The 12,697-nt window shown below is 63.3% G+C and carries 12 protein-coding genes; 4 read left to right on the top strand and 8 right to left on the bottom strand.

The window, feature by feature from the left end; all coding sequences use genetic code 11:
• Nucleotides 1-39 precede the first annotated feature (39 nt).
• The 3 genes from FJ954_RS29260 (at nucleotide 40) to FJ954_RS29270 (ending at nucleotide 3,893) form a co-directional block, all read left to right on the top strand.
• A complete protein-coding gene (locus FJ954_RS29260; protein ID WP_140665288.1) occupies nucleotides 40-972 on the top strand; it encodes an alpha/beta hydrolase in 933 nt (310 codons plus the stop codon).
• A gap of 99 nt (nucleotides 973-1,071) precedes the next feature.
• Entirely contained in the window at nucleotides 1,072-2,247 is a 1,176-nt protein-coding gene (locus FJ954_RS29265) for a CaiB/BaiF CoA-transferase family protein (protein WP_140665291.1), read from the top strand.
• Nucleotides 2,244-3,893, top strand: coding sequence for a thiamine pyrophosphate-binding protein (locus FJ954_RS29270; RefSeq protein WP_140665293.1), 1,650 nt, complete (start codon nucleotides 2,244-2,246; stop codon nucleotides 3,891-3,893). Before FJ954_RS29265 ends, FJ954_RS29270 begins: the two co-directional genes overlap by 4 nt.
• A 64-nt stretch (nucleotides 3,894-3,957) precedes the next feature.
• Here FJ954_RS29270 and FJ954_RS29275 read toward each other — a convergent pair whose 3' ends face one another.
• From FJ954_RS29275 to FJ954_RS29295, 5 genes are all read right to left on the bottom strand, one after another.
• A complete protein-coding gene (locus FJ954_RS29275; protein ID WP_015317166.1) occupies nucleotides 3,958-4,401 on the bottom strand; it encodes a CHRD domain-containing protein in 444 nt (147 codons plus the stop codon).
• A 189-nt stretch (nucleotides 4,402-4,590) separates the two neighbouring features.
• Nucleotides 4,591-5,562: an ABC transporter substrate-binding protein gene (locus FJ954_RS29280; RefSeq protein WP_015317165.1), complete on the bottom strand. Its 972-nt coding sequence runs from the start codon at nucleotides 5,560-5,562 to the stop codon at nucleotides 4,591-4,593.
• Nucleotides 5,563-5,600: 38 nt separating this feature from the next.
• Nucleotides 5,601-6,755, bottom strand: a complete 1,155-nt coding sequence (locus FJ954_RS29285) for an ABC transporter permease (RefSeq protein ID WP_140665296.1) — start codon at nucleotides 6,753-6,755, stop codon at nucleotides 5,601-5,603.
• A complete protein-coding gene (locus FJ954_RS29290) occupies nucleotides 6,752-7,630 on the bottom strand; it encodes an ABC transporter permease (protein ID WP_140615568.1) in 879 nt (292 codons plus the stop codon). Before FJ954_RS29290 ends, FJ954_RS29285 begins: the two co-directional genes overlap by 4 nt.
• A gap of 320 nt (nucleotides 7,631-7,950) precedes the next feature.
• A complete protein-coding gene (locus FJ954_RS29295) occupies nucleotides 7,951-8,742 on the bottom strand; it encodes an ABC transporter ATP-binding protein (protein ID WP_015317161.1) in 792 nt (263 codons plus the stop codon).
• Nucleotides 8,743-8,872: 130 nt separating this feature from the next.
• Here FJ954_RS29295 and FJ954_RS29300 point away from each other — a divergent pair, with 130 nt between their 5' ends.
• Nucleotides 8,873-9,277, top strand: a complete 405-nt coding sequence (locus FJ954_RS29300; RefSeq protein ID WP_140665299.1) for a cupin domain-containing protein — start codon at nucleotides 8,873-8,875, stop codon at nucleotides 9,275-9,277.
• A 242-nt stretch (nucleotides 9,278-9,519) separates the two neighbouring features.
• Here FJ954_RS29300 and FJ954_RS29305 read toward each other — a convergent pair whose 3' ends face one another.
• The 3 genes from FJ954_RS29305 to FJ954_RS29315 all read right to left on the bottom strand — a co-directional run bounded on the left by FJ954_RS29305 (nucleotide 9,520) and on the right by FJ954_RS29315 (nucleotide 12,668).
• A complete protein-coding gene (locus FJ954_RS29305; RefSeq protein ID WP_015317159.1) occupies nucleotides 9,520-9,906 on the bottom strand; it encodes a hypothetical protein in 387 nt (128 codons plus the stop codon).
• Nucleotides 9,899-11,350, bottom strand: coding sequence for a dihydropyrimidinase (gene hydA, locus FJ954_RS29310; RefSeq protein ID WP_140665302.1), 1,452 nt, complete (start codon nucleotides 11,348-11,350; stop codon nucleotides 9,899-9,901). The genes FJ954_RS29305 and hydA overlap by 8 nt, the downstream gene beginning before the upstream one ends.
• A 67-nt stretch (nucleotides 11,351-11,417) precedes the next feature.
• Nucleotides 11,418-12,668 carry a Zn-dependent hydrolase gene (locus tag FJ954_RS29315; protein ID WP_015317157.1) on the bottom strand — a complete coding sequence of 417 codons (1,251 nt, stop codon included), beginning with the start codon at nucleotides 12,666-12,668 and terminating at the stop codon, nucleotides 11,418-11,420.
• Nucleotides 12,669-12,697 lie beyond the last annotated feature (29 nt).

The raw sequence follows: 12,697 nt of genomic DNA on the forward strand, positions 1-12,697 counted from the left end.
GGACATTGCAAGGGCGGAACCAGGGGGAGGCCAGCCGGCATGCCATTCAGCCAGCAGCGCGTGGTCCGCTCGCCGACCGGCGCCGACCTCAATCTGTTCATCCGGCAGGCCGACAGCTCTCCGCGTGCGGTGGTCCAGATCAATCATGGCCTGGCCGAGCATGCCGGGCGCTACGACCGCTTCGCCGGTTTCCTGGCCGCTCGGGGTTTCCATGTCTATGTCCATGATCACCGTGGCCATGGGACGACCAGGGCGCCCGACGCGCCGCGCGGCAGATTCGCCGACAAGGACGGCCCGGCCAAGGTGATCGCCGATGTCGACGCCATCCGCGATCTTATCGCCCGCGAGCAGCCTGACCTGCCGGTGATCCTTTTCGGCCACTCGATGGGCGCGTCCGTGGCGCTGAACTACTTGTTACGGCACTCTAACCGCATCCATGCCGCAGCCATCTGGAACGGCAATTTCTCGCAAGGCTTGCTCGGCCAGGTGGCGCTCGGCATCCTGGCCTGGGAACGGATGCGGCTGGGCTCCGATGTCCCGTCGCGCCTGCTGCCGAAACTCACCTTCCAAGCCTGGGGCAAGGCGGTCCCCGACCATCGCACCTTGTTCGACTGGCTTTCGCGCGACGAGGCGGAAGTCGCGAAATACATCGCCGATCCGCTCTGCGGCTGGGATGCCTCCATATCGATGTGGCGCGATGTGGTCGCAATGGCGCTGAACGGCGGCAAGGATGCAGGCTTTGCCGGTATCCGGCGCGACCTTCCCGTCGCCATCATTGGCGGCGAGAAAGACCCGGCTTCCGACTACGGCAGGGGCATCACCCATCTCGCGAACCGCATGCGCAAGATGGGCTTTTCTAATCTGGTTTCGAAGGTTTACCCCGGCACCCGCCACGAGGGCCTGAACGAGGTGAACCGGGATACCGTCATGGACGATTTCGGCAACTGGGCGGACGCTGTCCTGAAAGCTTGACGGTTTGGCCCATCGCAAGAACCGTGACAGCCGCCGCCGGGCTTGATAGAGGCTCTGCTTTCGCAGCGATCAGGATGATTGCAGCAACCACGGTGATTTATGGCCGAACCCCCGCTGAAAGGCGTCCGCGTCGTCGAACTCGCCCGCATTCTTGCCGGGCCCTGGGCCGGGCAGTTGCTTGCCGATCTCGGCGCCGATGTCATCAAGGTCGAGAGCCCCGACGGCGGCGACGACACCCGCAAATGGGGTCCGCCCTTCGTCATGAGCCACGACGGCGAGAACCTGTCGGCCGCCTATTACCATTCCTGCAATCGCGGCAAGCGCTCCATCGCCATCGACTTCTCGACGCCCGAAGGCGCCGAGACGGTGCGCCGGCTGGTCGCGACGGCGGATGTCCTGATCGAGAACTTCAAGCTCGGCGGCCTGAAGAAATACGGGCTCGACCATGGCAGCCTGAAGGAAATCAACCCTCGCCTCGTCTACTGCTCGATCACCGGTTTCGGTCAGGATGGGCCTTATGCGCCTCGCGCGGGCTACGATTTCATCATCCAGGCCATGGCCGGCATGATGTCGATTACCGGCGAGCCCGGCCGCGAGCCGCAGAAAGCCGGCGTCGCCATCTCGGATATCTTCACCGGCCTCTATTCGGTCGTCGCCATCCAGGCAGCACTTCGCCATGCCGAACAGACCGGCGAAGGCCAGCACATCGACATGGCGCTGTTCGACACGCAGATCTCGGCGCTCGGCAATCAGAACCTCAATTATCTCGTTTCCGGCAAGTCGCCGGTGCAGATGGGCAATGCCCATATGAACATCGCCCCCTACGAAGTGCTTCCGGTCAGGGACGGCCACATCATCCTGGCTGTCGGCAATGACGGCCAGTTCGCCAAATTCTGCGCCGCGGTCGGGCTGGGCGATTTGCCGGCCAATCCCGATTTCACCACCAATCCGGCCCGCGTCGCCAATCGCGTGGAACTTCGCGCACGCATCATCGAGGCGCTGAAGATTTTTGATCGCGATCCGCTGCTGGCGAAGCTCGAAGCCGCCAGCGTGCCGGCAAGCCCGATCAACACGATCGGCCAGATGTTCGACGACCCGCAGACCATTGCCCGCGGCATGCGGCTCGACCTCGACGACGGCCATGGCAACCGCCTGCCATCGGTGCGCGCGCCGATGGTGATGTCGGGCACACCGCTTACTTATGAACGCCCCTCGCCGCGCCTTGGCGAGCACACTGACGAAATCCTTGCCGAACTGGAGAAGTCTGGGAAATGAAGACCGGTGGACAACTGATCGTCGACGCCCTCGAAGCCAATGGCACCGACCGTATGTTCTGCGTGCCGGGCGAATCCTACCTTGCGGTGCTTGACGCGCTGCATGATTCCTCGATCCGCACCATCGTCTGCCGCCAGGAAGGCGGCGCTGCCATGATGGCCGACTGCCAGGGCCGGCTGACCGGCAAGCCCGGCATCTGCTTCGTCACCCGCGGACCCGGCGCCACCAACGCTTCGGCCGGCATCCACATCGCCATGCAGGATTCGGTTCCCCTCATCCTGTTCATCGGCCAGGTCGCCAGCCACGCCAAGGAACGCGAGGCGTTCCAGGAAGTGGACTATGTCAGGTTCTTCGGCGACATCGCCAAATGGGTGGTCGAGATCGACGACGCCTCGCGCATCCCCGAATTCGTCACGCGCGCCTTTGCCGTGGCGACGTCGGGCCGCCCCGGCCCGGTCGTCATATCGCTGCCTGAGGATATGCTGACCAGCGTCGTCGACGCGCCGGAAGCACTTCCGCACACGCCGGTCGAAACCTATCCCGGCGAGGCCGAACTCGACGCATTGGAAATGCTGCTTGCCGGCGCGAAGCGTCCCTTCGTCATCCTTGGCGGCACGCGCTGGAACGCGGACGCGGTGGCGCGGATGCATGAGATCGCCGAGGCCTGGTCGCTTCCTGTCGGCTGTTCCTTCCGCCGCCAGATGCTGTTCGACCATCTTCATCCAAACTATGCCGGCGATGTCGGCATCGGCATCAATCCGAAGCTGGCGACGGCTATCAAGCAGGCCGACGTCGTCCTCTTGATCGGCGGGCGCATGGGCGAGATGCCCTCTTCCGACTACACGCTGCTGAAGAGCCCCTATCCCGACCAGGCCCTTGTGCATGTCCATGCCGATGCCGGCGAACTCGGCCGCGTCTACCGTCCGACTCTGGCGATCAATGCTTCGCCAGCGGCTTTCGTCGAGGCTTTCACCAAGCGCATGCCGGCCGGAACGCCATCATGGGCGGCCGAAACAGCCAAGCTGCATACCGCCTATCTCGACTGGTCGACTCCGCCTGAAAACGGTCCCGGCCCGGTCCAGATGGGACCGATCATGAACTACCTGGAAAACGTGCTGCCGGACGATGCCATCCTCACCAATGGCGCCGGAAATTACGCAACCTGGGTACACCGCTTCCATCGCTTCCGCCGCTTCGCCACGCAAGGAGCGCCGACGTCGGGCTCGATGGGCTACGGCACGCCGGCGGCGGTCGCCGCCAAGGCGCTGTATCCGGAGCGCACCGTGGTCGCCTTCGCCGGCGACGGCTGCTTCCTGATGAACGGCCAGGAATTCGCCACCGCCGTGCAGTACGACCTGCCGATCGTCGTCATTCTCGTCAACAACGGTATTTACGGCACCATCCGCATGCACCAGGAACGCGAATATCCCGGCCGCGTCGTCGGCACCGATCTGAAGAACCCTGATTTTGCAGCACTTGCCCGCGCCTATGGCGGCCATGGCGAGACGGTGGAGAAGACAGCTGATTTCGCGCCTGCCTTCGAGCGCGCGCGAACCAGCGGCAAACCGGCGATCGTCGAGATCAGGCTCGATCCCGAAGCGATCACCCCGACCCGGACGATGACGCAGATACGCGACAGGGCTTAAGGGCCGGCAGAACAGAGGGCGGCGCTGTCCCGCCAGGCTTCAAGCGTTAGCCGCGCTTCGGGCTCTACATCGCCTTTTCGATCTGGCCGCGAATCTCGCCGTCCTTGTTGGCCGCCGTGTGCACATTGACGTAATACTTGCCGGCCTCGAGGTCAGCGGCCTGCGCATCGGTCAGCGTCGCCGACCCCTTGATCGGGCTCTTGAGCTTGCCTTTGAACGGGATCACCGGAGGCGCATTCTCGCCCGCCGCCGCCGGGCCGTGAATGTGCGCCGCTGTCGCCGGGCCGCTGAGGCCGGAATACTTCACGTTCCAGCTGAGCTTCTTCTTGGTGGTATCGAAGGTGAGAGTGGCCGTCCCCTTGCCCTTCGTGGTGACGGCTGGGCTCTGCTGGCCGCCATCGAGGGTCGCCTTGTATTTTACCATCTCGGCCATGGCCGGTGATGCGAACAGGAAAGCGGTGGAAATGGCGAGCGCCGATAGCGCCGGCAGGAAGGAGTGAGCGCGCATGAAGGACCTCCGATTGACAAAAGCGTGCGTCGCGGCTCCCCGACGCGCGCATGCTTCAATGCAACGGCTGGACGGCGCAATGTATCCCCGCACACGGTTTTGTGATTGGAGCGCATGGAAAAGGGGCGGTCGCCCGCCCCTTTGATCGTCAGACCCGGTCTCAGGCGCTGTTGATCGCGCCTGCGAGGCCTACTTGACCGCCTTGTCGGTGATGGCGGTGGTATAGGCGCCTTTCGGCTCCTTGGTGATGATCTTCTGGTCGAGCAGCGCCTTGGCGGTGCGTTCGTAGGTCGCCGGGTCGAGCTTGCCGTCGGCATTGTCGATCAGCTTGGCAACTTCGCTCATCATCCGCTTCTGGTGATTCTCGTCCTGGCCGCCGCCGTCCATGACGATGCTTGCGGCTTCGTCATTGTTGTCGACCGCGTATTTCCAGCCCTTCATCGAGGCGCGCACGAACCGCACCATCTTGTCCTCGAAGGCCGGATCCTTGAGCTTGTCTTCCGAGGCATAGAGGCCGTCCTCAAGCAGGTCGTTGCCCATGGCCGAGTAGTTGAACACGGTCAGCTGTTCGGGCTTATAGCCGGCGTCGATCAGCTGCCAGTACTCATTGTAGGTCATGACCGAGATGCAATCGGCCTGCTTCTGGATCAGCGGCTGCACGTCAAAGCTCTGCTTCAGCACGGTGACGCCATCGGGGCCACCCTCCGTCTTGAGGCCAAGCTTGTTCATCCACGCGTAGAACGGATATTCGTTGCCGAAGAACCAGACGCCGAGCGTATGACCCTTGAAGTCGGCTTCGGTCTTGATCGGGCCGTCCTTCGGGCAGACCAGCTCCATGCCGGCCTTCTTGAACGGCTGGGCGATGTTGACCAGCGGCACGCCCTTCTCGCGCGCGGCGAGCGCGCCGCCCATCCAGTCGACGATGACGTCGGCACCGCCGCCCGCGATCACTTGCTCGGGGGCGATGTCGGGACCGCCTGGCTTGATGTCGACGTCGAGGCCTTCGGCCTCATAGAAACCCTTGGCCTTGGCGACATAGTAGCCGGCAAATTGCGCCTGCGTGACCCATTTCAGCTGCAAGGTCACCTTGTCGGCGGCCATTGCCTGGAACGCGGCCAGCGACATCGCGCCGGCCAGAACTGGAATGATAAGTCTTTTCATTTTTTACCCTCTGAAGTTAGTGCCCAAACCCACCGCCCCTATCCACCACGGACAGAGGGATGCCAAAACGTGACGGCCCTTTCGACAAGGGCGACCACGCCATAAAAGACCGAACCCGCAAGTGCTGCAACTGCGATTTCGGCCCAGACCATGTCGATGTTCATCCGCCCGACCTCGGTCGAAATGCGGAAGCCCATGCCGACGACGGGCGTGCCGAAGAACTCGGCGACGATGGCGCCAATCAGCGCCAGCGTCGAATTGATCTTCAGCGCGTTGAAGATGAAGGGAGCGGCGGCCGGCAGCCTGAGCTTGACGAGCGTCGGCCAGTAGCCCGACGCATAGGTGCGCATCAGGTCGCGCTCCATATGGCCGGACGCGGCGAGCCCGGCGACCGTATTCACCAGCATCGGGAAGAAGGTCATGATGATGACCACCGCCGCCTTGGATTGCCAGTCGAAGCCGAACCACATGACCATGATCGGCGCCACGCCGATGATCGGCAGCGCCGAGACCATATTGCCGATCGGCAGAAGTCCACGCCGCAGAAACGGTACGCGGTCGGCGAGAACAGCGGTGATGAAGCCAGCGCCGCTGCCCACCACATAACCGAAGAGCACCGCCTTGAAGATGGTTTGCCGGACATCGGCGCCGAGCACCGGCAGCGAGCTGACGATGCGCGCGCCGATGGCGCTCGGCGGCGGCAGCAGGATGAAAGGAATGCCGGCGCCGCGTGTGACGGCTTCCCAGATGATCAGGATCCAGGCGCCGAAGATAGCGGGGATGACCAGACGCAGTGCGGTCCGGACCCATCCTGCCGTCGGCCGCAACCCCGAAAGCACCGCCACACAACGCCAGCCAAGCAGCCAGGCAGCCGCGAGCAGAAGGAAATACGGCGCCAGCGCCGTCCCTTCGAAGCCTGAAATCCCCGATATCAGCAGCCAGGCGACGAGATGGGCGCCTATGAAGAGCATCACGGCCTCCGCCAGGGGCGGAATCCTGACCATGGAGATCAGCGCCGCCAGCACGGCCACGCCAAGCATCAAGCCCTTCATTCCGAGATAGGGGTAGTCGATACTGGCCGTCGGATCGGCAAGCGCTGCCGCTTCCGGCTTCGAAATGGCGCCGACCGCAATCGCGATCAGGCACAGCACGATCGCCAGCACAGCCTGCCAGGAAGGTTTCAGCCAGTTCATGCTGGCCTCCCACCCATGGCGCGGTCAACGACGCGGCCGGCGATGCCAACCACCATCACCAGCAGCGCCGCCACGATGGAGCCGGCGACCAGCGCTGACCAGATGTCGATCGACTGGCTGTAATAGGCGCCCGCCAACAGCTTGGCGCCGATGCCGGCGACCGCGCCTGTCGGCAGTTCGCCCACGATGGCGCCTACTAGGCTTGCCGCCACCGCGACCTTCATCGAGGTGAACAGGAACGGCACCGAGGCCGGCACACGCAGTTTCCAGAAGGTCTGCGCGCGGCTGGCATTGTAGGTGTGCATCAGGTCGAGATGCATGATCTCGGGCGAGCGCAGGCCCTTCACCATGCCGACCGTCACCGGGAAGAACGACAGATAGGTCGAAATCATCGCCTTCGGGATCAGTCCGGTAATGCCGATCGCCGCCAGAACGACGATGATCATCGGCGCCACCGCCAGGATCGGAATGGTCTGCGAGGCGATGATCCACGGCATCAGGCTGCGGTCGAGCGTCGCCACATGGACGATGCCGACGGCGATGACGATGCCGAGTGCGGTGCCGAAGGCGAAGCCGAGCAGCGTCGAGGACAGCGTCACCCAGGCGTTGTAGACGAGACTGCGGTTCGAGGTGATAGGCCGCAGAAAAGTGTTCTCGAAGAAATTCACCGCCACCTGATGCGGCGCCGGCAGCGTTGGCTTGGGCTGCGACAGCGTCTTGCCGATGAGTTCGCCGAACGTGGAGGTTTCGTTGGCACGCCGGTCGAGATCGCGCTGGAACGGCGCGTTGAGGATAACGGCGAAGACGTACCAGAGCACGACCACGCCCAGAAGGATGGAGGTTACGGGGATGATCTTGGAGCGGAAGCTATCCATGGGCGAAGTCTCCTCCTCTCCCCCACGGGGAGAGGGTAGCCGGAGCGAAGCGAAGGCCGACCACCTTCGCCTTCGTCATCCTAGGGCGGAGCAACGCGAAGCGTCGCGCAGACCCTAGGATCCATTCCGTGACGTTGGCCGAGGGGTATAAGCGGTCGAGAGTGTTCGCCTTCGAACGCACGGCGTAAGGTGCATCGGTCTGCACCGCTGCGGAACGTTGAGGTAACGGCATGGATCCTAGGGTCTGCGCCGCGTCGCTTCGCTCCTTGCTCCGCCCTAGGATGACGAAGTCGCGATGGACCGCGCGCTTGTCGCTCCCCTCAATCATCATAACTATGCCCTGCCCTCAACCCATCGCGCACCCGCGCGGCGATCGCCAGAAACTCCGGCGTCTCGCGGATGTCGAGCGGCCGCTCTTTCGGCAGCGTCGATTCGATGATGTCGCTGACCCGGCCCGGGCGCGGCGACATGACGACGATGCGCGTCGACAGGTAGACGGCTTCCGGAATGGAATGGGTAACGAAGCAGATGGTCTTGTTCGTCCGTCCCCATAGTTGCAGCAATTGCTCGTTGAGGTGGTCGCGCACGATCTCATCCAGCGCGCCGAACGGCTCGTCCATCAGCAACAGGTCGGCATCGAAGGCCAGCGCACGCGCGATCGAGGCGCGCTGCTGCATGCCGCCGGAAAGCTGCCAGGGGTATTTCTTCTCGAAGCCACTGAGGTTGACGAGGTCGAGCGTGCGCTTGATCCGCTCCGCTTGCTCGGTCTTGGACAGGCCCATGATTTCCAGCGGCAGCCCGACATTGCGCTCGATGGTGCGCCAGGGAAACAGGGCGGCGGCCTGGAAGACATAGCCGTAGGCACGCCTCTCGCGCGCCTGTTCCGGCGTCATGCCATTGACCGAGATCGTCCCCGAAGTGGGCTTTTCCAGATCGGCGATGACGCGCAGCAAAGTAGTCTTGCCGCAACCTGAAGGCCCGATGAAGGAGACGAACTCACCCTTGCCGATGGTCAGGTCGACATTGGACAGCGCCTGTACCGGCCCGTCATTGGTCTGGAAGGTGAGGCCCAGTTTGCTTGCCGAAACGACGGCTGGCGAAGGTCCCGTCATCGGTTGCTGCCTGCCTTCCGCCGCACGAAACCGATTGCTTTTATCGTGATGTTGTTTTCCACTCGACCCGTCCCATTGGCCCCAGTCCTGCTGAGTTTGTCCCGCTCGGCCGACGCCCGGAGTTTCCCCGATGTCGCCTAAACCGACTTGTCATCTTATCCGCCCTGAAAGCACTTATGAAGGCAAGCAGGGCCTGACCTACTTCGCCGGCATTGCCACCGAGTCGGTCGGCTCCTCCGGCATCTGCATGCACGTGCTCACCATGCCGCCCGGTGCCCGCGCCAAGGCGCATCTGCACGAGAACCATGAAACGGCGATCTACGTGCTCTCCGGCGAGGTCCATACCTGGTATGGCGACCGGCTGGAGCATCACATCGTCGTCAAGGCCGGCGACCTCTTCTACATTCCCGCAGGCGTGCCGCATTTGCCGGCCAATCTGAGCAATGCGCCGTCCTCGGCCGTCATCGCCCGCACCGATCCCAACGAACAGGAAAGCGTCGTCCTGCTGCCGCAACTGGACGCGCTCGTCGCCTGAGGGTGGTATTGGCGGGTTCGCCGGCCGAGGCTCAATAGCTCCAGGTCCGCGCTGCCCCTCATCTGCCTGCCGGCATCTTCTCCCCGTAGAGAGACGGGGAGAAGGACGCCGTCGCGAAGGATTCCGCCAATCGCCAGCGTTGGCAAAAAGAGCGCCGAGGTTGCGCTCAGCCATCTTCTCCCCATCACTATACGGGAAGAAGATGCCGGCAGGCAGATGAGGGGCGGCGCCGACCTCGGCAATCATCTGCACCGAGACACTTCCCCGTATACGCTGCCGTCCTCGTCGGCGATCACCAATTTCTTGGCATTCTTGGCGCTGTGCTTGATCGTGAAGGTGGCCGGCGACTTTCCCTCCTCGCCTTCGGCTTCGCACTCTGCCTTGACCGTCAGCGAACCATCGGCCTCACCGTGTTTGCCGGTGAAGGCGCAGGCACTGGTCGCGGTGATAAAATCGGTGTCGGTCAGCAGCAGCATGTCTTCGGCATAGACCTTCTGGCCGTTCTTGTTGATGCAGCCGGACTTATTGCCATAGGGCTTGGACAGGTCGATGCCAGCCGCCGAGGCGGAGCCGGCTGCCAGAACAACAACGGCGGTGAGATAGAGCCCCGCGCACCTCACCTCAAACACCCGTCGCCGGAATGCCCGTCCGCTCGACCTTGCGTGGCGCGGTGATCTCCTTCCAGGTCGACAGCGCCCGATTGACGGCCGCGTTCGGTTCGCGGCCGACGAACTCACCATGGCCAGGCTTCGCCTTGACCTCGGCCTCCTCGACCGACAGCTCGCCGCGCGAGAACACGAAGCGCGGCAGGCCGGTCACTTCGACCCCTTCGAAGACGTTGTAGTCGATGACGGATTGCTGCTTCTTGGCGGAAATCTTCTTCTTGCGCTGGGGGTCCCAGACGATGATGTCGGCATCCGCGCCTTCGACGATCGCGCCCTTCTTCGGATACATGTTGAGGATCTTGGCGATGTTGGTCGAGGTCACGGCGACAAACTCGTTCATCGTCAGCCGGCCGGTATTGACGCCTTTGGTCCACAGCACCGGCAACCGGTCCTCAAGGCCACCCGTGCCGTTGGGGATCTTGGTGAAATTGCCGACGCCGAAGCGCTTCTGGTCGGTGGTGAAGGCGCAATGGTCGGTCGCCACCACTTGCAGCGAACCGGCCTGCAGGCCGGCCCATAGCGAATCCTGGTGCAGTTTGTTGCGGAAGGGTGGGCTCATCACGCGGCGCGCCGCATGGTCCCAGTCCTTGTCGAAGTACTCGCTCTCGTCCAGCGTCAGGTGCTGGATCAGCGGCTCGCCGAACACCCGCATGCCTTTCTGGCGTGCCCGGCGGATCGCCTCGTGGCTCTGTTCGCACGAGACATGCACTACATAGAGCGGCACGCCCGCCATGTCGGCGATCATGATGGCGCGGTTGGTCGCCTCACCCTCCACTTCCGGCGGGCGCGAATAGGCATGTCCCTCGGGGCCATTATTGCCGGCGGCAAGCAGCTTCTGCGACAGGGCCGCGACCACGTCGCCATTCTCGGCATGCACCAGCGGCAGCGCGCCGAGGTCGGCACAGCGCTGGAACGACGCGTACATCTCGTCGTCGTCGACCATCAGCGCGCCCTTGTACGCCATGAAGTGCTTGAACGAGGTGATGCCCTTGTCGACCACGGTGGCCATCTCGTCGAACACCTGCTTGCCCCACCAGGTGATCGCCATGTGGAACGAATAATCGCAGGACGCCCTCGAGGTCTTGTTGTCCCACATCTGCAGGGCTTCGAGCAGCGATTGCTGCGGCGCCGGCAGACAGAAATCGACCACCATGGTGGTGCCGCCGGCCAACGCTGCCCGCGTGCCGGATTCGAAATCATCGGCCGAATAGGTGCCCATGAACGGCATTTCGAGATGGGTGTGCGGGTCGATGCCGCCCGGCATCACATAGCAGCCGGTGGCGTCGTACTCATGGTCGCCATGCAGGTCCGAGCCGATGGCGACGATCCTGCCGTGCTGCATCAGCACGTCGGCCTTCCAGGTTCGGTCGGCGGTTACGACGGTGCCGTTCTTGATGACTTTGGTCATTTTGCTGTTCCCTTGTTCTTCTCTTCCCGCTTCTTGGTGAGCGGCGTTTGAAGGTAAATCTCTAAGTTCACTCAACGATAACGGCCGTCTCCACCACGGCATGGAACAGAACGTCGGCGCCGGCCGCTGCCCATTCCTTGGTGATCTCTTCCGCCTCATTGTGGCTTAACCCATCCACGCAAGGGCACATCACCATGGCGGTCGGCGCGACGCGGTTGATCCAGCAGGCGTCGTGGCCGGCACCCGAGACGATGTTGCGGTGCGTGTAGCCAAGCCGCTCGGCCGCATCGCGGATCGCCTTGACGCAGCCCTTGTCGAAAGTGACCGGATCGAAAGCGCCGACCTGCTCGATCTTGTACTGGATGTCGAGCGCGTCGCAGATCGTGTCGATGCCTTCGCGGATGCGGCCATCCATGGCGTCAAGCACTTCCTTTTCCGGCGAGCGTATGTCGATGGTGAAGACGGTGCGCCCGGCGATGATGTTGCGCGAGTTGGGATAGACCTCCATGTGGCCGACCGCGCCGACGGCGTCGGGCTGGTAGTCCATGGCGATCTCGTGGACCAATTCGATCACCCGCGCCATCCCGAGCCCGGCATTGCGGCGCTTGGGCATCGGCGTCGAGCCGGTATGCGCCTCCTTGCCGGCCAGCGTCACCTGCAGCCATTTCAGGCCCTGGCCATGGGTGACGACACCGATGTCGATGTCCTCGTCCTCGAGGATCGGGCCCTGTTCGATATGCAGTTCGAAGAAGGCGTGGATCTTGCGATCACCAACCTTCTCGGTGCCCTTCCAGCCGATGCGCTCCAGTTCCTCGCCGAATTTCTTGCCGTTCTTGTCCGTGTGCTCGTAGACATCGGCCTGGTCGAGCACGCCAGCGAACACACCGGACGCCATCATGGCCGGCGCGAAGCGCGCGCCCTCCTCGTTGGTCCAGTTGGTGACGACGATCGGATGTTTGGTCTTGATGTCGAGATCATTGAGCGAGCGCACGATCTCCAGGCCGCCCAGAACGCCGAGAACGCCATCATATTTGCCGCCGGTCGGTTGCGTATCGAGATGGCTGCCGACATAGACCGGAGGCAGGCTGGGGTCGGTGCCTTCGCGGCGGGCAAACATGGTGCCCATCTCGTCGACGCCCATTTCGAGCCCCGCGGCATCGCACCAGCGCTTGAACAGATGCCGGCCCTCGCCATCCTCATCGGTCACGGTCTGGCGATTGTTGCCGCCGGCAATGCCGGGGCCGATCTTCGCCATCTCCATCAGCGAATCCCACAAACGGTCTGAATTGATTCGCAGATTCTCGCCGGGTGCGGCCATTCAAAACCTCATCAATTGCGGGGCGGCCA

The organism is Mesorhizobium sp. B2-3-15 (genome assembly GCF_006442875.1).
Classification (GTDB): domain Bacteria; phylum Pseudomonadota; class Alphaproteobacteria; order Rhizobiales; family Rhizobiaceae; genus Mesorhizobium; species Mesorhizobium australicum.